Below are 23,032 nucleotides of genomic sequence, written 5' to 3' on the forward strand. Positions count from 1 at the left end.
GGTTTTACGGCAGGGGATATTGGGCGTTGGAGTCGCCGGTGAAATCGATGGCGGAGTATTCGTTGAGCTTCGACAGCCGGTGGTACGCCTCGATCAGCCGGACGGTGCCCGACTTGGACCGCATCACGATCGACTGGGTGGTGCAGCCGCCGGGGTAGTAGCGCACGCCCTTGAGCAGGTCGCCCTCGGTGACCCCGGTGGCGCAGAAGAACACGTTGTCCCCGGACACCAGGTCCTCGGTGGTCAGGACCTTGTCCACGTCGTGGCCGGCGTCGATCGCCTTCTGGCGTTCCTCGTCGTCCTTGGGCGCCAGCTGCGCCTGGATCGCGCCGCCCATGCAGCGGATCGCGGCGGCGGCGATGATGCCCTCCGGCGTGCCCCCGATGCCGGCCAGCATGTCGGTGCCCGACTCCGGGCGGCACGCCGAGATGGCGCCCGCCACGTCGCCGTCGGTGATCAGCCGGATCCGGGCCCCGGTGGCGCGCACCTCCTCGATCAGCTGGGCGTGCCGCGGCCGGTCCAGGATGCACACCGTCATGTCGCGCACCGACAGCGCCTTGACCTTGGCGACGGCGCGGATGTTGTCCGCGATCGGCGCGGTGATGTCCAGCACGTTGGCCGCCTCGGGACCGACGGCGATCTTGTTCATGTAGAACACCGCCGACGGGTCGAACATCGCGCCCCGGTCGGCCACTGCCAGCACCGAGATGGCGTTGGGCATGCCCTTGCTCATCAGCGTGGTGCCGTCGATGGGGTCGACGGCGAAGTCGCAGTCCGGGCCGTCGCCGTTGCCGACCTCCTCGCCGTTGTAGAGCATCGGCGCGTGGTCTTTTTCGCCCTCGCCGATGACGACCACCCCGCGCATCGACACCGTGTTGACCAATTCGCGCATCGCGTCGACGGCCGCGCCGTCGCCGCCTTCCTTGTCCCCGCGGCCCACCCAGCGCCCGGCGGCCATCGCGCCGGCCTCGGTGACCCGCACCAGCTCGAGGGCCAGGTTGCGATCCGGGGCTTCACGGCGGGAGGCGGTCATGGTTGCTGATTGTCCCAGAGGGTGATCGGCCCACTGGAGCTGGGCTGCGGCTACCGGCGGACGGCTGGGATACTCGGGGGGTGACCGACCAGCCGCAGCCGAACGCCGAGGTGGGGGCGCCGGCGCCGCCGGCCGGGCCCGCCCCGAAGCCGGCCAAGCCCCGGCTGCTGCAGGACGGTCGCGACATGTTCTGGTCGCTGATCCCGCTGGTCGCCGGCTGCATCCTGCTGGCCGGCCTGGTCGGGATGTGCTCGTTCCAGCCGGTCGGGACGAACAAGGGGGTGGCGCCCTCCTACGACCCGGCGGCGGCCCTGCGCGCGGACGCCCAGGCGCTCGGGTTCCCCATCCGGCGGCCGCAGTTGCCCGCCGGCTGGCAGCCCAACTCCGGCGGCCGCGGCGGCATCGAGAACGGCCGAACCGACCCGTCGACCGGGCAGCGGCTGCACGCGGCGACCTCCACGGTCGGCTACCTCAGCCCGACCGGCATGTATCTGAGCCTGACCCAGAGCAACGCCGACGAGGACAAACTGGTCGCCTCGATCCACGCGTCGGCCTATCCGACCGGAACGGTCGACGTCGACGGCACCAACTGGATCGTCTATCGCGGCTCCGGTGAGGGCGCATCCGCCGAGCCGGTGTGGACCACCAGGCTGGCCGGCCCGGGCGGCGCCACCCAGGTCGCGATCACCGGTGCCGGCAGCACCGATCAGTTCCGTACGCTGGCGGCGGCGACGCAATCGCAGCCGCCGCTCCCAGCGCGCTGAAGGGAAGGCACGTGACCGCACCCGAGGCAGACCTCTCCGGATGGTCGGTGGCACCGTTTACCGGCGGCGGCTACACCCACGACGTCTACCGCAAGGGCGCCGGGCCCGGGGTGGTGCTGATCCCCGAGCTTCCCGGCATCCATCCCGGCGTGCTCGGCCTGGGTAACCACTTGGTGGACAACGGTTTCACCGTCGCCATCCCGTCGCTGTTCGGCACCCCGGGCAAGGTGAAGACGGGCGGCTACATCCTGACGTCGATCGCGCGGGCTTGCGTGGCCAGGGAATTCGCGGCGTTCGCCACCAACAAGCAGCGGCCCGTGTCGTTGTTTTTGCGCGCGCTGGCCCGCGACCTCAACGCCTCGACGCCGGGCAAGGGCGTCGGCGTCATCGGCCAGTGCTTCACGGGAGGTTTCGCGCTGGCCGCCGCGGTCGACGACAGCGTGCTGGCCCCGGTGCTTTCCCAGCCGTCGGTGCCGCTGCCGTTGGGCCGTGCGCGACGCGCCGACCCGGGGCTGAGCGAGCCCGAGCTGGCCGCCGTCGCCGATCGCTGCGCCAACGACGGCCTGTGCGCGATGGGCCTGCGGTTCAGCGAGGACAACGTCGTGCCGCGCGAACGGTTCGCGGCGCTCAAACAGCGCCTCGGCGACGCGTTCGAGGTGATCGAAATCGACTCGGGCCCGGGCAACGAGGGCGGCTTCGCCACGGGAGCGCACTCCGTGCTCACCGACGAGGTTCGCGAGGTCGACGGCCACCCCGCCTACGAGGCCCGCAAACGGGTGGTCGAATTCCTGACCCAGCGGCTCAGCTAGGGCCGACCGCCTGCTTGCCCGCCGGGGCTTGGCTTTTCATCTGGCGGAACAGGTCCACGTAGTACGAGACGCACTCCGACATCGCCTTGTCGGTGGTGTACAGCGGCTCGTAGCCGAGGTCGCGGCGCGCCTTGTCGATCGAGAAGTAGTTGTCCAGATACAACCGCTCGACGGCCAGCGGCTCCAGCAGCGGCGCCGGTATCCCGAACCGGAAGTGCATGCGCTGCCAACCGGTCATCGCGGCGCGGACCAGGGGCCCGTTGACCCGCACGCGCGGCCAGTTCTCCCCGCACGCCTCGATGACCGGGCGGGCGAACTCGAACATGTTGATCGGCTCGGCGTCGTTGATGAAGTACGCCTGCCCGGGGGCCGTCCCGCCGGGAACCAGGTGCTGGGCCGCCAGGATGAAACCGTGAATCAGGTTGTGCACGTAAGAGTTATCCAGCCGGGCCGACTTGCGGCCGATCAGCACCTTGACGTGGCCGGCGATCACGCTTTCGAACAGCTTGCGGAACATCGTCTGATCGCCGCGGCCCCAGATGCCGCTCGGCCGGATCGCGCATGTCAGCATGTCGCCAACACCGTTCTGCGCCAACACGAATCGCTCCGCGACCACCTTGGTCTCGGTGTAGAGGTCGTTGAACCGGTTGGTGTAGGGCAGCGTCTCGTCACCGCCGGCGATGTTCTGCCCGCCCATCACCACGCTGTTGGACGAGGTGTAGACGAACCGTTTCACCCCGGCCGCCTGCCCGGCGTGCACCAGGTTCTCGGTGCCGCCGACGTTGACCGCGAAGCTGCGCTGACGGTATTCGTCGGTCACCGACGCGCCGCCCATCAGCTCGATGATCGCGGCGGTGTGGAACACGGTGTCGATGCCGTCCACCGCGGCGGCACACACCCCCGCTTCGGTGATGTCTCCCTGCAGCACCTCCAGCTGCGGGTGCTCCGGAAGCGGGGAGGGGGCGCGGTCGAAGGAACGCACCTGGTATCCGCGGTCGAGCAGGGTGGTCACCAGGTTGGCGCCGACGAACCCCGAGCCGCCGGTGACCAGGACGCGGCCGAGTTCGGTTGTCAGTGATGCATCGCCCATCCGGGAAGCATAACTAAAACGTGTTCCAATTTTGAGGGGGAATTTCGGCAGAGGTTTCGCTATCCGGCTTGCGGTCAGCCCTCCTCGGGCTCGCCTGCCGCCAGCGCATCCTCCACCCGCTTTCGGGCGCCAGCTAAGTGCTCCTCGCAACGTTTTGCGAGTTGTTCGCCCCTTTCCCAGAGCTGCAGCGACGCATCCAGGTCCAGCCCGCCCTGCTCCAGCAGGCGCACCACTTCGATCAGCTCGTCCCGGCAGGCTTCATAGCCCAGCTGACTAATGGGTGTAACCGACTGGTTGTCCTCAGTGGCCATCGGTGGGCCCCTCGCTCACCGCCGCGACGGCGCCGTCGGCCACCCGCACCCGCAGCCGGGCGCCGGCCGGCGCGTCGGCGACCGAACGCAGCACCGCCGGCGTTCCGGCGTCGGGAACCGCCTGCACCACCGCGTACCCGCGGGCCAGGGTGGCCGCCGGCCCCAGCGTGGCCAGCCGCGCGCTCAGGTGGCCGACGCGCTCGGTCTCGGCGCCGACCAGCCGCCGGATGTCGCGGCGCACCGCCGAGCGGGCGCGGTGGATCTCTTCGGCGCGGGCGGACAGCGCCGTCAGCGGCTCGGCCAGCACCGGGCGGCTGCGCAACTGGGTCAGCGCCCGTTGCTCGCGCGACACCCAGTTGCGCAGGGCCTGCGCGCTGCGCCGGCGCAGGTCAAAGACCAGCCGCTGCTCGGCGGCGGCGTCGGGCACCAGCCGCTTCGCGGCGTCGGTGGGGGTCGCGGCGCGCAGGTCGGCGACCAGGTCGCACAGCGGGTTGTCGGGTTCGTGCCCGACCGCGCTGACCACGGGCGTGCGGCACGCCGCGACCGCGCGGCACAGGGTCTCGTCGGAGAACGGCAGCAGGTCCTCCACGCTGCCGCCGCCGCGGGCCAGCACGATCACGTCGACCTCGGGGTCGCGGTCGAGCGATCCCAGCGCCTCGACGATCTGCGCGACCGCGTTCGGGCCCTGCACGGCGGTGTTGCGCACCGCGAAACGCACCGCGGGCCAGCGCCCGCCCGCCACCGTGACGACGTCGCGCTCGGCGGCGCTGGCCCGGCCGGTGATCAGTCCGATCGTGTTGGGCAGGAAGGGGATTGGCCGCTTCAGGCGCGGGTCGAAGAGGCCTTCGGCGTCCAGCAGCCGGCGCAGCCGGTCGATGCGCGCCAGCAGCTCGCCGACGCCGACCGCGCGAATCTCGCTGAGCCGCAACGAGAATGTGCCCCGGCCGGTGTAGAACGTGGGCTTACCGCACACCACCACCTGGGTGCCCTCGGCCAATTTCACCGGCGCGTTGGCCACCAGGTCCCGCGAGCACGTCACGGTCAGCGACATGTCGGCGGCCGGGTCACGCAGCACCATGAACACGGTCTTGGAGTCGGGCCGCATCGTCACCTGCGCCAGCTGCCCCTCGACCCACACGGTGCCCAGCTTGTCGATCCAGCCCGCGACGCGGACCGCCACCGCGCGCACCGGAAAGGGGTTCTCGGCGGAGTTCGGTTGCGTCACTTCGCGTTCGCGCGGGTGATCCTGTTGGCGAGCAGCGTCTGGAACGGCGCGCGGGCCTTGGTGGCCTGCTCGTAGGCCAGCAGGGCCTCGAGTTCGTCGACGCTGAGCGACTGCAGCCGGGCCCGCAGCTGGGCCAGCGTCAGCGCCGCGTAGTCGAGTTCGGCCACGACCGCCGGTTGCGGAGCAGTCGCGCCGCCCGACTTCTTCGACTGCCTGGGCTTGGTCAGCCCGCTGGCGTCCTCGTGCGCCTCGGTCACCGAGTACAGCGCGAACCGCCCCTCGGCCCGCCGGTCGCCGTCTGCGCCCTCGGGCAGCGGCGCCGAGTTGTCCGTGTCGACGGGCAGGTCCTCGTCGAAGGTCGCCCACTCCGGCTTCTCGTCCTTGGGTGGAAAGATCGACTCCAGGGTGCTGTCGCCCTTGATCACCAATTCGGCCAGGTTCTGCTGAAAACGCATCACCATGTGCGCCGCCTGGCTGGCCAGGGTCATCGGGTACATCAGGATGGTCTTCGGCAGTTTGATCGTCTCCTCGACAGCGACTGTCGCCGCGCCGACCAGCAGCCGAACTCCGTACGGTGCAGAAGCCATGCGTCCCAGACTGCCTCAACCGGCGGCTAACTCCAAGCCGGTCGGTACCCTGAGTGTCATGCCGCCGACTTTCGACATGGGAATTCCCGGCGCATCAAGATCAGTAGCCACCGACCCGACACGCAAGCGTGTGCTCTTGGCCGAGCCGCGTGGCTACTGCGCGGGTGTGGACCGGGCCGTCGAAACGGTGGAGCGCGCCCTGGAAAAGCACGGCGCCCCCGTCTACGTGCGCCACGAGATCGTGCACAACCGCCACGTCGTCGACACCCTGGAAAAGGCCGGCGCGGTGTTCGTGGAGGAGACCGACGAGGTGCCCGAGGGGGCCATCGTGGTGTTCTCCGCGCACGGCGTCGCGCCGACCGTGTACGCGGCGGCGGCCGAGCGCAACCTGCACACCATCGACGCCACCTGCCCGTTGGTGACCAAGGTGCACAACGAGGCCAGGCGTTTCGCGCGCAACGACTACGACATCCTGCTGATCGGCCACGAGGGGCACGAGGAGGTCATCGGCACCTCCGGGGAGGCGCCCGAGCACGTGCAGCTGGTCGACGGGATCGCCGCCGTCGACAACGTGACGGTCCGCGACGAGAACAAGGTGGTCTGGCTGTCGCAGACCACGCTGTCGGTCGACGAGACGATGGAGATCGTCGAGCGGCTGCGGCAGCGCTTCCCCAAGCTGCAGGACCCGCCCAGCGACGACATCTGCTATGCGACGCAGAACCGCCAGGTCGCGGTGAAGGCGATGGCGCCCGAGTGTGAGCTGGTCATCGTGGTCGGCTCGCGCAACTCGTCGAATTCGGTGCGGCTGGTCGAGGTGGCGCTGGGCGGCGGGGCCGCGGCCGCGCACCTTGTCGACTGGGCCGACGACATCGACCCGGCGTGGCTTCAGGGGGTCACGACGGTGGGCGTCACCTCGGGGGCTTCGGTCCCGGAGGTCCTGGTGCGCGGCGTGCTCGAGCGGCTGGCGGAATGCGGTTTCGACGTGGTGCAGCCGGTGACGACGGCCCAGGAGACCCTGGTGTTCGCGCTGCCCCGCGAGATCCGATCGGCTCGCTAGCCCTCGTACTCCCAGGACTCGGCCGGGAAGCCGCGCGGCGCGCGGGTCCGGGGCTCGTCCGAGGGACCCGATCCGCGGTAGCGGACCTGCGAGATCGGGTGGTGTGTGGTGCCGGAGCCGTTCGAGCTGGTGGCGCGGCGGCGCCGGGGCGCGTGGGGCGCTTCATAGGGCGCCTCGTAGCTGTCGAAGCGGCTGCTTCGCGGCGGGGGCCCGTCGTAGGGCCGGTCGTACGGGTTGCGGCGGGTGCGCGGCTCGCGCCTTTCGCGCGGCTGGCGCAGGTCGGGGTCACCCTGCGGCCGCGGGCGGCGGCGCGGCGGCGGCTCGTCGTAGTCGCCGGGCGGCTGGCGGCGCCGCCGCGGCGGCTCGTCGTCCAGCGGTGGCCGCGCACGCCGCGTGTGGGTTCGGCTGGTGCGCGCGGCGGACCGGCCGTTGCGCGCGGTCCGGGAACCGGATTTGGGGGAGCGCTCGGTGGTGCGCGTCCGCTTCGTGGTGGAGGGCGCCTCGTCGGGGTCGTCTCCTCCCGACGAAAAACCGAGCAGCGAATTCAGTTTCGCCGCGACCGCGCCGACGAAGGACGGCTTGCCGCTCGTCCCCGCGTCGTCGGCGGCGTCGGCCGCGACCGCCGCGCGCTGTGACACCCCGAAATACCAGCGCACCAGCCCGATCAGCAGCACGCCGCCGGCGGTGCCCAGCATCAGCGGGAACCGCTCGATGAGCGGGTAGCCGCAGTTGATCAGCAGGTCCTTCAGGTTGCCGATCTTGCGGCCGTGGAACATCCAGTAGGCCCCCGGCACGGCGCAGAACAGGATCAGCGGCGGCTGGATGATCGCGGTGAACACGCCGTCCTGCCGCACGGCCAGCACCGCGGCCACGCAGCCCGCAATATAGAAGCCGGCGAAGACGTGGGTGAGCTCCTTATGGCCGGCGTCGATCCCGTAGCCGATCGCGGTCGCGGTCACGGCCAAAAGCAGGGCTGCGTACCACGGCACGCCCGGGATGTTGGGGTGGACCGAGCGGTGGCCAACCTCGACCGCCGATCTTGCCCGCTCTGCTGACACATGTAGACCGTACCGGGAATGCGGCCAAACGCCCGTAAAGACCTCGTAGAGACCGCGGGCGTGCCTTGACCGCCGCGAGTTCTAGACTTGGGTCCCCGTGAGCCTGAGCCTGGGAATCGTGGGCCTGCCGAACGTCGGCAAGTCGACGCTGTTCAACGCGCTGACCCGGAACAACGTGGTGGCGGCCAACTATCCGTTCGCGACGATCGAGCCGAACGAGGGCGTGGTATCGCTGCCCGACCCGCGGCTGGACAAGCTGGCGGAGATGTTCGGATCCGAGCGCGTCGTGCCCGCGCCCGTCACGTTCGTCGACATCGCCGGCCTGGTCCAGGGCGCCTCCGAGGGCGCCGGGCTGGGCAACAAGTTCCTGGCCCACATCCGCGAGTGCGACGCCATCTGCCAGGTGGTGCGGGTGTTCTCCGACAACGACGTGACCCACGTCGCCGGGCAGGTGGATCCCAAATCCGACATCGAGGTCGTCGAGACCGAGCTCATCCTGGCCGACCTGCAGACCCTCGAGCGCGCGGTGGGCCGCCTGGAGAAGGAGGCCCGCACCAACAAGGAGCGCCGGCCGGTGTATGACGCGGCGGTTGCCGCCCAGGCGGTGCTGGACGGCGGCAAGACGCTCTTCGGCGCGGGCGCCGACGTCTCGTTGCTGCGCGAGCTGAATCTCCTTACCACCAAACCGTTTCTGTACGTCTTCAACGCCGACGAGGCCGTGCTCACCGATGCGGGACGCGTCGCCGAGCTGCGCCAGCTCGTGGCGCCCGCCGACGCCGTGTTCTTGGACGCCGCCATCGAATCCGAGCTGATCGAGCTCGACGACGAGTCGGCCGCCGAGCTGCTGGAATCGATCGGGCAGACCGAGCGCGGCCTCGACGCGCTCGCCCGCGCGGGTTTTCACACTTTGAAGTTGCAGACGTATCTGACGGCGGGCCCGAAAGAGGCGCGGGCGTGGGTGATTCACCAGGGCGACACCGCGCCCAAGGCCGCCGGGGTGATCCACAGCGACTTCGAGAAGGGCTTCATCAAGGCCGAGATCGTGTCCTATGACGACCTGATCGCCGCCGGGTCGATGGCGGCCGCCAAGGCCGCCGGCAAGGTCCGCATGGAGGGCAAGGACTACGTGATGGCCGACGGCGACGTCGTGGAGTTCCGCTTCAACGTGTAGGCGCGCTACGGCGTCGTGTTGATGTCCGGTTCGTCGACGGCGATCGGATGGACGAAGAACTCGAGTTGAATGTTGTCCGGGTCGCGAAAAGTCACCGTAGGGCCCCAGCCGATGTCGACGATGCCCGAATGCGCCACCCCTTTGGTGTCCAGATGCTCGACCCACCGCTGCAACTCCTCGTCCGCCACTTCGAACGCAAGTTGATCCAGGCCGATGCGCCTTTCGTCGAAGCGCGTGTCGCCCACCAGGTCGTCGTGGCGCATCAGCGTCACCACGACGCCCGATGGGTGAATCATGGATCGTGTCTCGAAAGTGTCGCCGCGCGAACTACTTACGCTGACGAACCCCAGGACGTCTTCCCACCATTTCACCGACCGATCGCAATCTGTCACGGTCAGGTCGATGTGCGACCAGCCTTTGAGTTCGGGCATGGGCCGTCCCCTCTTGCGGCCGTGTGTCGGTCGCAACTAGCGAAGCGTAGCCTGCCTTGCTCGTTGACTCTGCGGCTATGGCGGCGGGCTCTCGCACTTTCGCGCCATGGACGCAGAGTCAATGGCTTGGAGGCGCGTGCTAGTCGACTGCTCAGCGCGGATTGCCCATCGCGGGAACGCCTTTCGGCATACGCTTGCACGGTGATCTATCGCTGGTTGGTGCGCAGGCTGGCGGCGACTCCACTGCCCTCGAAGAACCCCACGACGAGCGTTCCACCTGGGGACATCGTCCGGTGGAATTCGGTGAGGACGTCCGCGAGTTCGACTGGCGCGCAGTGGATCAACGAGTACCAAGCGAGGATTCCGGCTAGGGCATTGTCGGGCACGTCCAGCCTCTGCACCGAACCGACCGCGAAATCGACCCTGGGCCAGGTCGAACGGGCGCTGGCGATGAATTCCGGTACCAGGTCGATACCGCTCGCGGTCAGCCCGAGGTCGGCCAAGTAGGCCGTGAGGTGGCCGGGCCCACAACCGGCATCGAGGACCGCACCGTCGCAGCGACCCAGATTGCGCCGGAGAAATTCGAGGCCGTCAGGATCGACGTGTTCCACGGCCCCGAATCTCCGGATGTAGACGTCGGCGATCTCGGCGTAGCGGCGCCTGACAGCGGCTTCCGTCATTGTGCAGAGGCTACGAGGATGCTCGCCCCGTCCGCCGTAGGCGCGATGTAGCACGTGGTGCTACGATTGGGTGATGGCTGAGCAAATAAGCCAGCGCGAGTTGCGCAACGACAGCGGTCGCATCATGCGCGGCCTCGACGAGGGGCGCTCGTTCATCATTGCGCGACGGTCGGAGCCGGTTGGTGAGCTTCGACCGTTGCGGCGTCGGCGGTTTGTCGACGCTACGGCGGTGGTGGAGATCTTCCGCGGCGCACCTTCGGTCGATTGGACTCGGCTCCGGGACGATTTGAGCGTCACGGTCGACCAGGGCATCGAGCCGCGTGCCTGACCGATTGCCGCTGGGGCTGTTGGACACCTCGGTCGTCATTGACCTGGAGAAGTTGCAGCCCGACCAACTTCCCCTCCAAGTAGCCATTTCAGCGGTGACCATGGCGGAACTGGCCGCCGGCCCGGCCGCCACCGACGACGTCGACGAACGGGGGCGCCGCCAGGACCGATTGCAGCGGGCGGAAGCGGCGTTCGATCCGCTGCCCTTCGGCGTGGAGGCGGCACGCGCCTATGGCCGTGTCTATGCGGCAGTGCGCACCGCCGGGCGTCGACCGCGCCGAAGGCTCGCCGATCTGTTGATCGCGGCAACAGCGCTTGCCGAGGGGCTGCCGTTGATCACTCGCAACGGCGCTGATTTCGCCGGGCTCGCAGGCATGGTGGAGGTTGTCGAGGTTTCGTCGAACTGAAATCACTACTTGTCTGGATTCGGTCGGGGGGAAAGGCTTGGTGCATGGCGACTGTGTGGGTTCGGCGGTCTATCAGCATGCTGGTCGGCGGGTTAGCTTCGGCCGCTCTCGCACTGGCTTTCGCCCCTTCGGCCCAGGCCGCCCACTGGTGTCCGGGCCAACAGTGGGATCCGTCCTGGGGCACCAACTACAACTGGGACTGGAACCAGTGCCACGACTGGCAGCCACCCGCCCCGCCGGGCGCTCTGGCCGGCTGGGGCCCCTGGGGACCCCCGCCGCCGTGGGCGCCGCCGCAGCCGCCGCCCCCGTCGTGGGCGCCCCAGGCCCACCTGATGTGGAACCCGACGGTCGGTAGTTGGGGATTCTTCAACAACGGAATCTGGACTTCGATCTGACCGGACGCCGTCGGCCTGGGCCGATATGTCGCCGCGCTAGGGTGAATTGTGGTCGCTGAGGACCGTGCCCGTGCGCTTGAACTCACGGCCGACGAGCTCGACGCGCGTGCGGCGTCCCTGATGCAGCGCGAGGCTGAGGTCAGAAGGCGCGAGTTGTTCGCGGCGCGAAGAGATCGAATCGCCGACGAGCGCGAGCGGCTTGCCGATGAACGCGAGCGGCTGGCCGACGAGCGGGAACGGCTCGCGGACAAACGCGAGGGGACGGCCGCGGACCGGGAACGCGAGCGCATGCGCCGCGCCGACGAACGGGCCGATCGCGTCCGGGAGCGCGCCCGCCGGGAGCAGGCCGGCATCGAGCGCGAGATGGCCGAAACCGAAGGACGCACGGACTACGACTAAACGCGCGATCGTGTCGGTGGGGGTTCTTAGCATGCCTGCCATGAAATTCATTTCGACACGCATCATCACCGCCGACGTCACGCGGCTCGTCGCCTTCTACGAGATGGTCACCGAAGTCCCCGCGGTATGGGGCAACGAGCTCTTCGCCGAGATTCCGACCTCGGTGGGCACGCTGGCGATCGGCAGCGACAAGACCGTGCCGCTGTTCGGCGAGGGATCCGCCGAGCCGGCGGCCAACCGCAGCGCGATCGTGGAGTTCATCGTCGAAGACGTCGACGCGGAATACGAGCGGCTGCGCGACCGCGTCGCCGAGGTCGTGACGCCGCCGACGACCATGCCGTGGGGCAACCGCGCACTGCTGTTCCGGGATCCGGACGGGAACCTCGTCAACCTGTTCACCCCGGTCACCGACGCGGCGCGGGCCAAGTTCGGAGTTTGACGGCACAAGGAATTCGCCGGCATCGATTTGCTGCATATGCGGCGCACGCCATTGTTTAATTCGTAAGTGACGCCGGCCACAAATTTTGATTATCAATGAATGCTATTGCTAGCGTGCCTGCTCGTGTTTGTTCTTGCCACATTGATGTCGCTCATCAATCAGGTCTCGGGGACGCCCTATATCGCGGGCGGAGATTCTCCGGCCGGGACCGATTGCTCCGGGCTCGCCTCGTGGGTCGCCAACGCGGCGGCCGACAGGCCGGTCTTCGGCGACAGGTTCAACACCGGAAACGAGGAGGCCGCGTTGTTGGCGCGGGGCTTCCAGTACGGGACCGCCCCCAACGCGGTGGTGATCGGCTGGAACGGCGGGCACACGGCCGTCACCCTGCCCGACGGCACGCCCGTCTCGAGCGGCGAGCACGGCGGCGTGCACATCGGTGGCGCGGGCGCCTACCAGGCCGGATTCACCCACCACATGTTCCTGCCGATTCCGCCCGACGGCGCGCTGCCGCCGCCTTTCGACGCCCCGCCGCCGCCCGCGGACGCGCCGCCGCCACCGCCGGACGCGCTGCCCCCGCCGCCGCCGGATGCCCCGCCGCCGCCGCCCGACGCGCCGCCGCCAGCGCCGGCCGTGCTGGTCGACGCCCCTGCTCCCGCGCCGCCGGCGCCCGACGCCCCGCCGCCCCCGCCGGCACCCGACGCGCCCCCGCCCGGCGACCCCGGAATTGCGAACCCGTAACAAATTGAATTGCGTTCGTATCGGTTCGGTCCGAATTCAATTTCGCCGATCGTGTGAAATGACCCGGATTTAGCCCGATGTGTGGCATGCGTCACGCCAATGGGCGCGAGTCCAATAGCGAAGTTTGCCCAGGCGTCAACGAAGACGCCTGGGCAAACTTTGCTGCGGGAGGGGTGCACAATCGGCTCATGATCTTCATCGTCGTCAAGTTCGAGACCAAACCCGAGTGGACTGAGCGCTGGCCGGAGCTGGTGGCGCCGTTCACCGCCGCCACCCGCGCCGAGGAAGGCAACCTGTGGTTCGAGTGGTCGCGCAGCCTGGACAACCCGGCCGAGTACGTCCTGGTCGAGGCCTTCCGTGACGGGGACGCCGGCGGCGTCCACGTCAACAGCGAGCACTTCCAGCGGGCCATGCAGGAACTGCCCCAGGCGCTGGCGTCGACGCCCAAGATCATCAGCCAGACGATCGACGCCGCCGGCTGGTCGGAGATGGGGGAGATGTCGGTCGGCTAACCGACCGTCACCGCGATCTCCTCGCCCAACCGGTAGCCCGGCGCCAGCGGGAGCGTGTCGCCGCTCCAGAACCTGCCCGGGTCGAACCAATTCGCGTCCTTGTCGGTGACGAGCAATCCCATCTCCTCATAGGTGATCGCCACCGTCTCCGCGCAGTACGCCGTCTCCAGGCCCATCCTGCGGTGCTCGGCCTTGCGACGCTGCGTCTGTTCGCGAACCTTTTTGTCCACCAACGGGATTCCCCGTATCCAGTCGTTGACGGTCGGCAACCGGCCGCGGAACCAGCGGCCGGTGAGCCGGGCCGTCGTCGGGAACGCGGTGCCGTCCATCCGAGCAATGACCCGCAGCAGCGCGTTCTCCTGTTCCCGGGTGGCATACGGCGTCAACTGGCGCAGCCAGCACCGCTGCTGGTAGCGGTCGGTCCACTGCAGGACGGCCTGGCGCAGGTCGTTGAGCTGCACGCCGCGGTGGTTGGTGCCGGACCAGACGTCGACGAGCTTGTCGCCCAGTTCGGCGTGCCAGATCAGCGGCGGCAGGTCGTCGATCGCCACGGTCATCCCGACGTGGTTCACCGGGGCGTTGGTCAACGTCTGGATCGCGCGGTCGGGCCGGGAGCGGCCGCGGAACAGCCACAGGTCGCCGGTGCGGGTCTCGTCCAGCGCTTGGTCCAGTGTCAGCATGTGGGCCTCGGTAATAGCCTGTCAGCCATGCGCAGCGTTTGGAAGTGGCTGGGGCTGGCCGGCGTCGCGGGCGTCGTCGCGGGGGGAGTGCTGGTCGCCCGCGATCAGCGGAAGCGCAAGTCCTACACCGCCGATGAGGTCCGCGCCCGGCTTCATCAGCGGCTGGCCGAATCCGACGCCGACACGGCGAACAAACGGTAGCTGCCCGAAAAGCCTTTCAGCTCGACGTCACGGCCCTCGTCGAATCGAATGTCGTCACAGTCGGCGACTGCGTCGCGCACCGACTCGCTCACCAGGATCTGCCCGCCGACGGCCTGCGCGGCGACCCGGGCCGCCATCGCGACGTTGCGCCCGAACAGGTCGTCGCCGCGTCGCACCGAGCGACCCATGTGGATGCCGATCCGAACGCGAATGTCGTCGTGCCGCTTGCGTTTTCCGTTGCTGCCCAACGCGCGCTGGACGTCCACGCCGCAGCGCACCGCCTCTTCGGCGCGCGCGAACGCGATCATGTAGCCGTCGCCCTGGCTTTTGACGACGTGCCCCGACCGTTGCTTCACCAGGCCCGAGATGAGCTTGTCGTGCGAGCTGATCAGCTTGACCCAGGCGCGGTCGCCGATCCGCTCGTTGAGCGCGGTGGACTCCTCGATGTCGGAGAACAGGATCACCACCCGGCCGTCGGGGGTGACGCGGGCGAGATCCGGACGCTCGACCTCGGCCCAGTCGGCGAGGTCCTCGATCGAGCTGCGCACCACCGCGCTGAAACCCTCCTTGCGCATCAGGTTGGCGGTGTTCCACACCCTCTTGACGGCCTCGCGCCCGCCCGACAGCAACTGGTTGCGGGCGTCGGCCCGCTGCCGCAACTCCTCGGCCTCCCGGCGGGCGCGCGCCAGCAGCACCGAGAGCACCGCGATCGCGACGGCCTCGAGCGCGGCGATCCCCACCAGGACATAGACCGCGAGATGCAGCACGTCACCCACGCCAGGAATCCTGCCAAAGCCGACGATCGCCGCGCCTTGTCGGGCCTATGTGCGATGTCTAGTGTTGAGTCCGGCCGCCGCGGGTAGTGATTCTCCAGAGCCAATTGGGTGAATTTCGGGAGGTGCGGGCTTGACCGACGGCGGCGAGGAATCTTCGAACCTGCTGGTGATCTTCGGCATCACCGGCGACCTGGCGCGCAAGATGACCTACCGCGCCCTGTACCGGCTCGAGCGCAAGGAAATGCTGGACTGCCCGATCATCGGCGTGGCCAGCGACGACATGACCGTCGAGCAGCTGGTCGAGCGGGCGAACGAGGCGATCAAGGCGTCGGGGGAGAAGTTCGACGCCAAGGTGTTCGACCGGCTCGCCGACCGGCTGTCGTACCTGCACGGCGACGTCACCGACGACAAGCTCTACCAACAGCTCGCCAAGCAGATCCCCAAGGACGCCCGGCCCCTGTACTACCTGGAGATGCCGCCGTCGCTGTTCGCGCCGATCGTCGAAAACCTCGCGAAGGCCGACCTGCTGGAGCGCGCCCGCGTCGCGGTGGAGAAGCCGTTCGGCCACGACCTGGAGTCCGCGCGCGACCTGAACGCGCGGCTGCGCGCGGTGCTCGACGAGGAACAGATCCTGCGCGTGGACCACTTTCTGGGCAAACAACCCGTCGAGGAGCTGCAATACCTGCGCTTCGCCAACCGGGGCCTGGCGAAGCTGTGGGACCGCGACAGCATCTCCGAAATCCACGTCACCATGGCCGAGGACTTCGGGATCGAGGACCGCGGCAAGTTCTACGACGCGGTGGGGGCGCTGCGCGACGTGGTGCAGAACCACCTGCTGCAGGTGCTGGCGTTGGTCGCGATGGACCCGCCCGTCGGGCCCGGCGCCGACGACCTCAACGACAAGAAGGCCGAGGTGTTTCGGGCCATGCCGGCGCTGGACCCCGAGCGCTGCGTGCGCGGCCAGTACCGCGGCTACACCGACGTCGACGGCGTCGCCAAGGATTCCAAGACCGAGACCTACATCGCGCTGCGGACCGAGATCGACAACTGGCGCTGGGCCGGCGTGCCCGTCTTCCTGCGGGCGGGCAAGGCGCTGCCGGAGAAGGTCACCGAGGTCCGGATGTTCCTGCACCACGTCCCCGGGTTTTCCTTCCTGCCCAACCGGCGGCCGCCGGAACCGAACCAGATCGTGCTGCGCATCGACCCCGACCCGGGGATGCGCCTGCAGCTGTCCGCCCAGGTCGGCAACTCGTGGCACGACGTGCACCTGGATTCGTCGTTCGCCGAAGACCTCGGCGAGGCGGTGCGGCCCTACGAGCGGCTGCTGTACGCAGGGTTGACCGGCGATCGCCAGCTTTTCGCCCGCGAGGACGCCATCGAGGAGACGTGGCGGATCGTGCAGCCGCTGCTGGACAAGCCGGGCCGGATCCATCACTACGACCAGGGCTCCTGGGGTCCCGAGGCAGCGGAGTCGCTGCTGCACGGTCACCACAAATGGCAGGAGCCGTGGTTACCCAAGAGCACACCGGCGAGCAAGTAAGGAGACGAAACACGATGCAGCTGGGGATGATCGGCCTGGGCCGCATGGGCGCCAACATCGTTCGACGGGTGGCCAAGGGCGGACACGAATGCGTGGTGTACGACCACGATCCCGACGCCGTCAAGGCGATGGCCGGCGAGGACAACACGACCGGGGTGTCCTCGCTGAAGGAGCTCGCCGGGAAGCTCACCGCACCCCGCGTCGTGTGGGTGATGGTGCCCGCCGGGTCGATCACGACCGGCGTGATCGAGGAGCTGGCCAAGACCCTGGACTCCGGGGACATCGTGATCGACGGCGGCAATTCCTACTATCGCGACGACATCAGCCACGCAAAGACGCTGTCCGAGAAGGGCATTCGGTTACTCGACTGCGGCACCAGCGGCGGCGTATGGGGCCGCGAGCGCGGCTATTGCCTGATGGTCGGCGGGGACACGGACGCGTTCGAGCACGCCGAGCCGATCTTCGCCACCGTCGCGCCCGGCGTGGACGCGGCCCCGCGCACACCCGGCCGCGACGGCGAGGTCGCGCAATCGGAGCAGGGGTATCTGCATTGCGGGCCGTCCGGGGCGGGGCACTTCGTCAAGATGGTGCACAACGGGATCGAGTACGGGATGATGGCCTCCCTCGCCGAGGGGCTGAACATCCTGCGCAACGCCGACATCGGCAAGCACGTGCAGGCCGGTGACGCCGAAACCGCGCCGCTGTCGAACCCCGAGTTCTACCAGTACGACTTCGACATCCCCGACGTCGCCGAGGTGTGGCGGCGCGGCAGCGTGATCGGCTCGTGGCTGCTGGACCTGACCGCGAGCGCGCTGCGGGAATCGCCTGAGCTGAAGGAGTTTTCGGGGCGGGTCTCCGATTCCGGGGAGGGCCGGTGGACCTCCATCGCCGCGATCGACGAGGGAGTGCCCTCGCCGGTGCTGACGACCGCGCTGCAGTCCCGCTTCGCCTCCCGCGACCTCGACGACTTCGCCAACAAGGCGCTCTCGGCGATGCGCAAGCAGTTCGGCGGGCACGCGGAAAAGCCGGCCAACTAGTGCCGTAACGCGCTGCCGGTGCGCCGAAAGTGAATCTCCCGACGGGTCGGCGGCGTGTCGCGTCGTGAAATTCACACTCGGCCGCGGGGGCGGGGCTCGGCGGCGGGGGCGGGGCTCGGCGGCGGGGGCGGGGCTCAGGTGCGCTTGACGAAGGCGACCACGGTGTCGCTGAAGGCGTCGTTGTCGTCGCCGGCGGCGGTATGCCCCGCGTTGGACAGCTCCACGAACTCCGCGTTGGGCACCGTCGCCAGAAAATGCCGCACGCCCTCGGGGCTGACGACGTCGGACAGCTTGCCGCGGATCAACAGCACCGGGATCGTCAGGCTCCGGGCCGCCTGCTCGAATTTCTCGGTCCGCAGCTCGGGGTCGTCGCCGGGTTTGGTCATGAACGCCGGATCCCAGTGCCAGTACCAGCGGCCGTCGCGCAGGCGCAGGTTCTTCTTCAGCCCCTCGGGGCTGCGCGGCTTCTTGCGGTACGGCAGGTAGGCGGCCACGGCGTCGGCGGCCTCGTCCAGCGAGTCGAACCCGTCCAGGCCGCTGATCATGAAGTCGCGGATGCGGGCGCTGCCGCCCTTCTCGAAGCGGGGCACCACGTCGACGAGAACCAGCCGGGTCACCTTCGCCGGCCCGGCCCGGTGGGCGGCCAGGATGCCGGTCAGGCCGCCCATGCTCGCCCCGATGATCATCACCGGCCGGTCGATCGCATCGATGACGCGCAGGACGTCGGCGGTCAGCGTCTCCACGGCGTAGTCGGCGGCGGGCGCGCGATCGCTGTCGCCGTGCCCGCGGCTGTCCAACGCGACGACGTGCAGCCCCTCGTCGGCCAGGATCTGACCGGTGTTTTTCCAGGAGAATCGGTTCTGCCCGCCGCCGTGCAGCATCAGGACGGACGGCCGCCGCGTCGTGTCGGCGCCGCGGTTCCATTCGTCGGCGACGAGGGTGATCCCCTTGTGGCCGGCGAATTCGACCGTCTGGGGGCTGCTGCTCACGACGCTCACGCGTTCTGACGTTACATAGGGCGCTTAAGCAGTTTTGCGCGGGTCGACGACCTGGTGCCGGCGTCGGTGCACCGCGATACGTCCGCCGTCTTTCGGGAGGGAACCCAGCCCGCCCGCTTTGATCTTCTCGGGGGGCGTGGTGGCGGGCTCGATGGTCAAGTGGCGCAATATGGTTCGCAGCACCACGTTCATCTCCATCTTGGCGAACGCCGCCCCCGCACAACGCCGGGTCCCCCCGCCGAACGGGATCCACGCGAACGGCGACGGCTTGCCGTCGATGTAGCGCTGCGGGTCGAAGTGATCGGGCTCGGGGAACGCCTGGCCGTCGGCATGGCATTTGGAAATGCTGACGACGATGGAGCAGCCCTCCGGGAGGGCATACTCGCCGAGCTCGAACACCGGAGCCCGCACCCGGCGCCCGGAGAAGTCGATGACCGACCTGGTGCGTTGCACCTCGTAGATCGCGGCGTGGCGTAACTCGGTCTCGTCCCGAGCGGGGTTGTCGGCCTCTTCGACCAGCGCCGAAAGCACCTCGGGGTGGCGGCTCAGCCGTTCGAACACCCAGGCGAGCGTCGTCGCGGTGGTTTCGTGTCCGGCGACCAGGAGGGTGAGCAGGTCGTCGCGGACGTCCTTCCGCGACATGGCCGACCCGTCGTCGTACGCGCTGCGCAACAGCAGCGACAGGATGTCGGTTTTCTCCGCCGATTCCCGGGTCTCGCCGGCTTTGTCGATCATCCTGTCGATGACGACGTCGTACTGGCGCCGCCACTCGGCCAGCCGTCCCCACGGGGTGTAGCGACCATAGGTTCGGGTCGGCATGGGCAGCGTGGCCAGCAGCGAGCCCAGCTTGGCCCACGGCGGGATGATCCGCCTGAGGTCTTCGAAGTCATCGCCGCGGGCCCCGAATACCGCGCGCAAGATGACGTTGAGCGTGATGCGTTTCATCGGCGCCAGCGTGGCGAATCCCTCGCCCTCGGGCCAGTCGCGGATTTCGCGGAGGGTTTCTTCCTCGACGATTTGCTCGTAGTTCTTCATGTTGTTGGCGTGGAAAGGCTGCGCCAGCAGCTTGCGCCGCTCCCGGTGGTCGGCGCCGTCGAGGCCGAACACCGAGCCCGAACCCAGGAGCCGGCTCAAATTGGGCTGTATGGCACCGAGATCGTGGATTCCGCTGGTGTAGACCTGTTTGGCCAGCTTCGGGTCGACCACCACCACAAGCCGGCCGAACACCGGGACATCGAGGCGGAACGCGCCGCCGTACCGCCGGGCGAGTCGCTCGGTGGTCCACCGTCGCGCCGCAAAGAAGGCGATGCCCTGCAGCGCCTTGGGGATAATTCGTGGGGGTCCCGGCGGTAAGTTCACCGCCGATTCAACGGAGGCTGGCACGTCTGCGGGTTTACCCAACGGAATATGCGTAAAACGGTGGGGGCGTACGGGCTTACTCGATCACCCCGGTGAGTTCGAACTCTTCCAGGGTTTTTGCCACGACGTCGCGCAATTCGGGCTTGGAGTTTTTTCCGTCGGTCCGGTAGGCGCCGACGGTGATGCACATCTTGCCGCCGATCCGCAGACACCACAGGGCAAGTTCGCCGTGCGCCCGCTCGAGGTCGCGGCGCTTGACGCCTTGGATTCCCCCCCGCCCGAACACGCATTCGGCCTCCGTGCCGTCGGGGCGGGCCGCCATGGGGGCGATGTCGCCCATGCTGGAATTCGCGACCGGCAGATCGTCGAACGCGAACGCGGCCTCGGTCACCCGCTTCAGCACCCGCTTGGGGGTGAACGTCACCAGCGGGGCGAGGGGAAGCATCGGTGACGCCTGCTCGGGCGCGTTCCGTACGGTCTCGAACGTGCGTTTGGCCGCGGCACGCGCATCCGCCAGGTCGGCCGTCACCCGCGCCGGGTCGACGATGATGCTCACATACGACAGCGTGTTGGCGCGGGTGTCGTTCTCGGAGCGGTCGCTGAGGGGGACCTGCAAGACGACCGCTCCGTCAGCGGGACGTCGGCGCCCCAGCCGCTCACCGAGTTTCGCGGCGAACCCGGCCACCAGGTGGTGGCTGGATCCGCCGAGGGCCTGCGCCCGCGCGTCCCAGTCGTCCTTGTCGATGTGGACCGCGATGGTCGGTACCAGGACTCGCTCATCGCCGCCGGCGCCCCGGACGGCGGGAGGTTGCGATGGGCCGGCCGGCGGCGCGTCCGGGCCGGGACGGCGCGCCGCTTTTGCCGCCGCGACGATCGCCCGCGCGACCGCGGGAACACCCCGCATCGTTTGGCGCGCGTCCTGAACCAACGCTCGCCGCCGCGTGCGCGACGAGGGCGGGGGGTAGCCCAGTTCGCGCGTATTGCCGCCGGCCGCCTCGGCGACGGCCTGGCCGATGCCGAGGCCGTCGATCAGGCAGTGGGAAGCCACCAAGGTCACCGCGGTCGAGCCGTCCGTCAAGGGAAGGACCCCGAGGTGCCAACCCGGCCCGCGCTCGGGATCGACCGGTAGTTGGGCGCGTTCGTCCAGCCAGTCACCGAGTTCGGCGCGTTCACGCGCGGGCCCGGCGACATCGATGTCCGTCGGCCATCGATCCCGGACCCACCGATCGCGGGCGAACGGCAGCGGCGAACGCTCGATGCGGCGTCCCAGCAAGCCGTAGCCCAGGTTGTGGTGGAAACGCTTGAGCCCCTCAAGACGCACGGGGTGCTCGTAGATCCACACGCACTGGACGATCGCATTGCGGTCGAGAGCGCGCATAGTCTGAAACATGGCTTGGTCCATGAACGACAGCTGGTTGTCGGGCTGCACCTCACCGTCGGATGCGTTCCGTCGCGAGCGCACTCGTCTCGGCCGCGTGTGGAGTTGCATTGGTCAGCCTCCGATCATTGCGGGGTGGAGTGCTGGGCACGACGGCCACCGCCGTTTGTTACGCGGTCAGGCCCTGTTTCCGCCAAGTGTACGGAAACTTCTGGCAACCCCCCGGCGCGTGTCGGGGTTCACCGGAGCCCGCCGATTAACGGCTGACAGCGTGGGTATCTGGGGATTTATGTGGCTGACCCGAGGGATGGTCATCCGGCGATCGACAACGCCAAAGTGCCCGGACCGCCGGCTAATTAACGCCGCCGAAAAGCGTGCATCAGCCGCCGACGGCTGCCGAGCCGGGGGACTGCCCGCCCGAAACGCCGGGCCTGTCAACGACTTTCGGGCGCCCTCGTACTCGCTGGTGAGGGGTAGCCTGGAGATGATGCCAAGGCGCGCATTTTCGCGACCGGCACACATGGTCGTGCCGAGCCGGCCGCCAACCGTCCGCGCCGGTCGATTCCGTAGCGCACCGCGCCGGCCCAAGGGACGGTCCGCCCGGTCAAGCGTTCGAAAGGAAGGCGAGACAAGATGACCACCGACGAAAGGGCTCATGTGTCAACGACGTTCGCCCCCTGGATCAAACACCTGCCCGGTCCCGGCCGAGAACCGTACCGGGGCGGCATCGTGGTGTTCCCCCACGCGGGCGCGGCCGCCGCGAGCTACCGGAAGCTGGCGAGAAAGCTGGCCGCCGGCGGGGACACCTTTGTCGTGCAGTATCCCCAGCGGGCCGAGCGGCTCGATCACCCGGCGCCGGAAACCGTGCACGACCTGGCCTACGGGCTGTTCGAGTCGGGACCGTGGCGCGAGGCCGCGCCGCTGCGGCTGTTCGGGCACAGCATGGGTGCGGTGGTCGCCTTCGAGTTCGCTCGCATCGCCGAGCAGCGCGGGGTCGCGGTGCGAAAGCTGTGGGTGTCGGCCGGGCCGGTTCCGTCCAGCGTGGCCAGCCTGGCCGAGCTCCCTACCAGCGACGACGAGCTGCTGGCCGACCTGGCCGATCTCGGCGGAACCGACCCGCGGCTGCTGGCCGACGAAGAGTTCGCCGAGCTGCTGGTCAACGCGGCGCGTTGCGACTACGAGGCGCTCAACCGCTATGACTGCAGCGACGGCGTCCGCATCCGTGCCGATATCCACGCCGTCGCCGGCAGGCATGATCGCCGCGTCGACGCCGGATCCTTGCGCCGGTGGGCCAAGCACACCAAGGGCGCGTTCGCCCTGTCGTTCTTCGACGGTGGCCATTTCTACCTCGACGACCACATCAACACCGTCGGCAACCGGGTCATCACGGAGGTCTGACCCGGCTGCGGCCGTCGCTTCGCCCGTTCACTGGCGGTTTGACGTCGCCGTAAAGCGACACCAAACACCCGTGGGCAGAAGGCTTTAACGTTCGGCCCCGTTGTGAGCCATGTCTCGGCGTAAACCTGAGAAATCGCCGTCGTTGTGTTTGTGGTCGACAGCTACGGGTAGACCATGCGAAGCGCGCAGGAGGGCGACCGCTGATCTCGTTCCGCTCCTCAGCGCGTGACGT

General features: G+C 68.8%; 28 protein-coding genes. 15 read left to right on the forward strand and 13 right to left on the reverse strand.

Going from position 1 to position 23,032, the window contains the following annotated elements:
• Nucleotides 1-4: 4 nt before the first annotated feature.
• Nucleotides 5-1,033, reverse strand: coding sequence for a class II fructose-bisphosphatase (gene glpX / locus AC5Y4Z_RS03530; protein ID WP_499960953.1), 1,029 nt, complete (start codon nt 1,031-1,033; stop codon nt 5-7).
• 80 nt (nt 1,034-1,113) lie between these two features.
• On the opposite strand from glpX, the gene AC5Y4Z_RS03535 reads away from it, so the two are divergent.
• A complete protein-coding gene (locus AC5Y4Z_RS03535; protein WP_499960954.1) occupies nt 1,114-1,797 on the forward strand; it encodes a DUF4245 domain-containing protein in 684 nt (227 codons plus the stop codon).
• A gap of 11 nt (nt 1,798-1,808) precedes the next feature.
• A complete protein-coding gene (locus AC5Y4Z_RS03540) occupies nt 1,809-2,606 on the forward strand; it encodes a dienelactone hydrolase family protein (protein WP_499960955.1) in 798 nt (265 codons plus the stop codon).
• Here AC5Y4Z_RS03540 and AC5Y4Z_RS03545 read toward each other — a convergent pair.
• The 4 genes from AC5Y4Z_RS03545 to AC5Y4Z_RS03560 all read right to left on the reverse strand — a co-directional run bounded on the left by AC5Y4Z_RS03545 (nt 2,599) and on the right by AC5Y4Z_RS03560 (nt 5,819).
• On the reverse strand, nt 2,599-3,696 hold the full coding sequence (locus AC5Y4Z_RS03545; RefSeq protein WP_499960956.1) for a 3-beta-hydroxysteroid dehydrogenase: 1,098 nt from the start codon (nt 3,694-3,696) through the stop codon (nt 2,599-2,601). The two genes, AC5Y4Z_RS03540 and AC5Y4Z_RS03545, sit on opposite strands and share 8 nt — an antisense overlap.
• Before the next feature lie 74 nt (nt 3,697-3,770).
• On the reverse strand, nt 3,771-4,007 hold the full coding sequence (locus AC5Y4Z_RS03550; protein WP_499960957.1) for an exodeoxyribonuclease VII small subunit: 237 nt from the start codon (nt 4,005-4,007) through the stop codon (nt 3,771-3,773).
• The gene (gene xseA / locus AC5Y4Z_RS03555) at nt 3,997-5,232 is read right to left on the reverse strand and encodes an exodeoxyribonuclease VII large subunit (RefSeq protein WP_499960958.1); all 1,236 of its coding nucleotides are present in this window, start codon (nt 5,230-5,232) and stop codon (nt 3,997-3,999) included. The genes AC5Y4Z_RS03550 and xseA overlap by 11 nt, the downstream gene beginning before the upstream one ends.
• A complete protein-coding gene (locus AC5Y4Z_RS03560; protein ID WP_499960959.1) occupies nt 5,229-5,819 on the reverse strand; it encodes a lipid droplet-associated protein in 591 nt (196 codons plus the stop codon). Before AC5Y4Z_RS03560 ends, xseA begins: the two co-directional genes overlap by 4 nt.
• Nucleotides 5,820-5,877: 58 nt before the next feature.
• Between AC5Y4Z_RS03560 and AC5Y4Z_RS03565 the strand changes: the two genes are divergently transcribed.
• Nucleotides 5,878-6,876, forward strand: coding sequence for a 4-hydroxy-3-methylbut-2-enyl diphosphate reductase (locus AC5Y4Z_RS03565; protein WP_499960960.1), 999 nt, complete (start codon nt 5,878-5,880; stop codon nt 6,874-6,876).
• Here the strand turns inward: AC5Y4Z_RS03565 and AC5Y4Z_RS03570 are convergent.
• On the reverse strand, nt 6,873-7,934 hold the full coding sequence (locus AC5Y4Z_RS03570; protein WP_499960961.1) for a DUF6542 domain-containing protein: 1,062 nt from the start codon (nt 7,932-7,934) through the stop codon (nt 6,873-6,875). The genes AC5Y4Z_RS03565 and AC5Y4Z_RS03570 overlap by 4 nt on opposite strands.
• 97 nt (nt 7,935-8,031) lie before the next feature.
• Between AC5Y4Z_RS03570 and ychF the strand changes: the two genes are divergently transcribed.
• Complete coding sequence (ychF, locus tag AC5Y4Z_RS03575) at nt 8,032-9,105, forward strand: redox-regulated ATPase YchF (protein ID WP_499960962.1); 1,074 nt, start codon at nt 8,032-8,034, stop codon at nt 9,103-9,105.
• Between the two features lie 5 nt (nt 9,106-9,110).
• Here ychF and AC5Y4Z_RS03580 read toward each other — a convergent pair whose 3' ends face one another.
• Nucleotides 9,111-9,536, reverse strand: coding sequence for a VOC family protein (locus AC5Y4Z_RS03580; protein ID WP_499960963.1), 426 nt, complete (start codon nt 9,534-9,536; stop codon nt 9,111-9,113).
• A 206-nt stretch (nt 9,537-9,742) separates the two neighbouring features.
• Nucleotides 9,743-10,216 (reverse strand): class I SAM-dependent methyltransferase, encoded by a 474-nt coding sequence (locus tag AC5Y4Z_RS03585; RefSeq protein ID WP_499960964.1) that lies wholly within the window; start codon nt 10,214-10,216, stop codon nt 9,743-9,745.
• A gap of 73 nt (nt 10,217-10,289) precedes the next feature.
• Between AC5Y4Z_RS03585 and AC5Y4Z_RS03590 the strand changes: the two genes are divergently transcribed.
• The 7 genes from AC5Y4Z_RS03590 (at nt 10,290) to AC5Y4Z_RS03620 (ending at nt 13,433) form a co-directional block, all read left to right on the forward strand.
• Entirely contained in the window at nt 10,290-10,544 is a 255-nt protein-coding gene (locus AC5Y4Z_RS03590) for a type II toxin-antitoxin system Phd/YefM family antitoxin (RefSeq protein ID WP_499960965.1), read from the forward strand.
• Entirely contained in the window at nt 10,537-10,950 is a 414-nt protein-coding gene (locus tag AC5Y4Z_RS03595) for a type II toxin-antitoxin system VapC family toxin (RefSeq protein WP_499960966.1), read from the forward strand. Before AC5Y4Z_RS03590 ends, AC5Y4Z_RS03595 begins: the two co-directional genes overlap by 8 nt.
• A gap of 44 nt (nt 10,951-10,994) precedes the next feature.
• Nucleotides 10,995-11,345, forward strand: a complete 351-nt coding sequence (locus AC5Y4Z_RS03600) for an Mtp family mycobacterial-type pilin (RefSeq protein WP_499960967.1) — start codon at nt 10,995-10,997, stop codon at nt 11,343-11,345.
• A 120-nt stretch (nt 11,346-11,465) separates the two neighbouring features.
• Nucleotides 11,466-11,744, forward strand: coding sequence for a hypothetical protein (locus AC5Y4Z_RS03605; RefSeq protein WP_499961784.1), 279 nt, complete (start codon nt 11,466-11,468; stop codon nt 11,742-11,744).
• Nucleotides 11,745-11,784: 40 nt separating this feature from the next.
• Nucleotides 11,785-12,183: a VOC family protein gene (locus AC5Y4Z_RS03610; RefSeq protein ID WP_499960968.1), complete on the forward strand. Its 399-nt coding sequence runs from the start codon at nt 11,785-11,787 to the stop codon at nt 12,181-12,183.
• A 99-nt stretch (nt 12,184-12,282) separates the two neighbouring features.
• A complete protein-coding gene (locus AC5Y4Z_RS03615; protein WP_499960969.1) occupies nt 12,283-12,921 on the forward strand; it encodes a peptidoglycan endopeptidase in 639 nt (212 codons plus the stop codon).
• Nucleotides 12,922-13,109: 188 nt separating this feature from the next.
• Nucleotides 13,110-13,433 (forward strand): putative quinol monooxygenase, encoded by a 324-nt coding sequence (locus AC5Y4Z_RS03620; RefSeq protein WP_499960970.1) that lies wholly within the window; start codon nt 13,110-13,112, stop codon nt 13,431-13,433.
• On the opposite strand, the gene AC5Y4Z_RS03625 is transcribed toward AC5Y4Z_RS03620, so the two are convergent.
• Nucleotides 13,430-14,113: a guanylate cyclase gene (locus AC5Y4Z_RS03625; protein ID WP_499960971.1), complete on the reverse strand. Its 684-nt coding sequence runs from the start codon at nt 14,111-14,113 to the stop codon at nt 13,430-13,432. The genes AC5Y4Z_RS03620 and AC5Y4Z_RS03625 overlap by 4 nt on opposite strands.
• A gap of 27 nt (nt 14,114-14,140) precedes the next feature.
• Here AC5Y4Z_RS03625 and AC5Y4Z_RS03630 point away from each other — a divergent pair, with 27 nt between their 5' ends.
• Nucleotides 14,141-14,314: a hypothetical protein gene (locus AC5Y4Z_RS03630; RefSeq protein WP_499960972.1), complete on the forward strand. Its 174-nt coding sequence runs from the start codon at nt 14,141-14,143 to the stop codon at nt 14,312-14,314.
• Here the strand turns inward: AC5Y4Z_RS03630 and AC5Y4Z_RS03635 are convergent.
• Nucleotides 14,269-15,099, reverse strand: coding sequence for an adenylate/guanylate cyclase domain-containing protein (locus AC5Y4Z_RS03635; RefSeq protein ID WP_499961786.1), 831 nt, complete (start codon nt 15,097-15,099; stop codon nt 14,269-14,271). The genes AC5Y4Z_RS03630 and AC5Y4Z_RS03635 overlap by 46 nt on opposite strands.
• A gap of 121 nt (nt 15,100-15,220) precedes the next feature.
• On the opposite strand from AC5Y4Z_RS03635, the gene AC5Y4Z_RS03640 reads away from it, so the two are divergent.
• The gene (locus AC5Y4Z_RS03640) at nt 15,221-16,630 is read left to right on the forward strand and encodes a glucose-6-phosphate dehydrogenase (RefSeq protein ID WP_499960973.1); all 1,410 of its coding nucleotides are present in this window, start codon (nt 15,221-15,223) and stop codon (nt 16,628-16,630) included.
• A gap of 14 nt (nt 16,631-16,644) precedes the next feature.
• Nucleotides 16,645-17,667: a phosphogluconate dehydrogenase (NAD(+)-dependent, decarboxylating) gene (gene gnd / locus AC5Y4Z_RS03645; protein WP_499960974.1), complete on the forward strand. Its 1,023-nt coding sequence runs from the start codon at nt 16,645-16,647 to the stop codon at nt 17,665-17,667.
• A gap of 134 nt (nt 17,668-17,801) precedes the next feature.
• Here gnd and AC5Y4Z_RS03650 read toward each other — a convergent pair whose 3' ends face one another.
• The 3 genes from AC5Y4Z_RS03650 to AC5Y4Z_RS03660 are packed head-to-tail and all read right to left on the reverse strand — an operon-like array spanning nt 17,802 to nt 21,402.
• On the reverse strand, nt 17,802-18,665 hold the full coding sequence (locus tag AC5Y4Z_RS03650; protein WP_499960975.1) for an alpha/beta fold hydrolase: 864 nt from the start codon (nt 18,663-18,665) through the stop codon (nt 17,802-17,804).
• A gap of 24 nt (nt 18,666-18,689) precedes the next feature.
• Nucleotides 18,690-20,048 carry a cytochrome P450 gene (locus tag AC5Y4Z_RS03655; protein WP_499960976.1) on the reverse strand — a complete coding sequence of 453 codons (1,359 nt, stop codon included), beginning with the start codon at nt 20,046-20,048 and terminating at the stop codon, nt 18,690-18,692.
• Nucleotides 20,049-20,100: 52 nt separating this feature from the next.
• Nucleotides 20,101-21,402 (reverse strand): hypothetical protein, encoded by a 1,302-nt coding sequence (locus AC5Y4Z_RS03660; protein WP_499960977.1) that lies wholly within the window; start codon nt 21,400-21,402, stop codon nt 20,101-20,103.
• A 633-nt stretch (nt 21,403-22,035) separates the two neighbouring features.
• Here AC5Y4Z_RS03660 and AC5Y4Z_RS03665 point away from each other — a divergent pair.
• Nucleotides 22,036-22,800 (forward strand): thioesterase II family protein, encoded by a 765-nt coding sequence (locus AC5Y4Z_RS03665; protein WP_499960978.1) that lies wholly within the window; start codon nt 22,036-22,038, stop codon nt 22,798-22,800.
• Nucleotides 22,801-23,032 lie beyond the last annotated feature (232 nt).

Source organism: Mycobacterium sp. NGS63 (assembly GCF_059812295.1).

What these genes read in the sequence shown, in the direction of transcription:
- AC5Y4Z_RS03565 (WP_499960960.1), top strand. Translation starts at nt 5,878, where the DNA reads ATGCCGCCGACTTTCGACATGGGAATTCCCGGCGCATCAAGATCAGTA.
- AC5Y4Z_RS03550 (WP_499960957.1), bottom strand. Translation starts at nt 4,007, where the DNA reads ATGGCCACTGAGGACAACCAGTCGGTTACACCCATTAGTCAGCTGGGC.
- AC5Y4Z_RS03625 (WP_499960971.1), bottom strand. Translation starts at nt 14,113, where the DNA reads ATGCTGACACTGGACCAAGCGCTGGACGAGACCCGCACCGGCGACCTG.
- AC5Y4Z_RS03560 (WP_499960959.1), bottom strand. Translation starts at nt 5,819, where the DNA reads ATGGCTTCTGCACCGTACGGAGTTCGGCTGCTGGTCGGCGCGGCGACA.
- AC5Y4Z_RS03605 (WP_499961784.1), top strand. Translation starts at nt 11,466, where the DNA reads ATGCAGCGCGAGGCTGAGGTCAGAAGGCGCGAGTTGTTCGCGGCGCGA.
- AC5Y4Z_RS03590 (WP_499960965.1), top strand. Translation starts at nt 10,290, where the DNA reads ATGGCTGAGCAAATAAGCCAGCGCGAGTTGCGCAACGACAGCGGTCGC.
- AC5Y4Z_RS03600 (WP_499960967.1), top strand. Translation starts at nt 10,995, where the DNA reads ATGGCGACTGTGTGGGTTCGGCGGTCTATCAGCATGCTGGTCGGCGGG.
- glpX (WP_499960953.1), bottom strand. Translation starts at nt 1,033, where the DNA reads ATGACCGCCTCCCGCCGTGAAGCCCCGGATCGCAACCTGGCCCTCGAG.
- gnd (WP_499960974.1), top strand. Translation starts at nt 16,645, where the DNA reads ATGCAGCTGGGGATGATCGGCCTGGGCCGCATGGGCGCCAACATCGTT.
- AC5Y4Z_RS03630 (WP_499960972.1), top strand. Translation starts at nt 14,141, where the DNA reads ATGCGCAGCGTTTGGAAGTGGCTGGGGCTGGCCGGCGTCGCGGGCGTC.
- AC5Y4Z_RS03615 (WP_499960969.1), top strand. Translation starts at nt 12,283, where the DNA reads ATGCTATTGCTAGCGTGCCTGCTCGTGTTTGTTCTTGCCACATTGATG.
- AC5Y4Z_RS03660 (WP_499960977.1), bottom strand. Translation starts at nt 21,402, where the DNA reads ATGCGCGCTCTCGACCGCAATGCGATCGTCCAGTGCGTGTGGATCTAC.
- AC5Y4Z_RS03585 (WP_499960964.1), bottom strand. Translation starts at nt 10,216, where the DNA reads ATGACGGAAGCCGCTGTCAGGCGCCGCTACGCCGAGATCGCCGACGTC.
- AC5Y4Z_RS03665 (WP_499960978.1), top strand. Translation starts at nt 22,036, where the DNA reads ATGACCACCGACGAAAGGGCTCATGTGTCAACGACGTTCGCCCCCTGG.
- AC5Y4Z_RS03610 (WP_499960968.1), top strand. Translation starts at nt 11,785, where the DNA reads ATGAAATTCATTTCGACACGCATCATCACCGCCGACGTCACGCGGCTC.
- AC5Y4Z_RS03580 (WP_499960963.1), bottom strand. Translation starts at nt 9,536, where the DNA reads ATGCCCGAACTCAAAGGCTGGTCGCACATCGACCTGACCGTGACAGAT.
- AC5Y4Z_RS03545 (WP_499960956.1), bottom strand. Translation starts at nt 3,696, where the DNA reads ATGGGCGATGCATCACTGACAACCGAACTCGGCCGCGTCCTGGTCACC.
- AC5Y4Z_RS03620 (WP_499960970.1), top strand. Translation starts at nt 13,110, where the DNA reads ATGATCTTCATCGTCGTCAAGTTCGAGACCAAACCCGAGTGGACTGAG.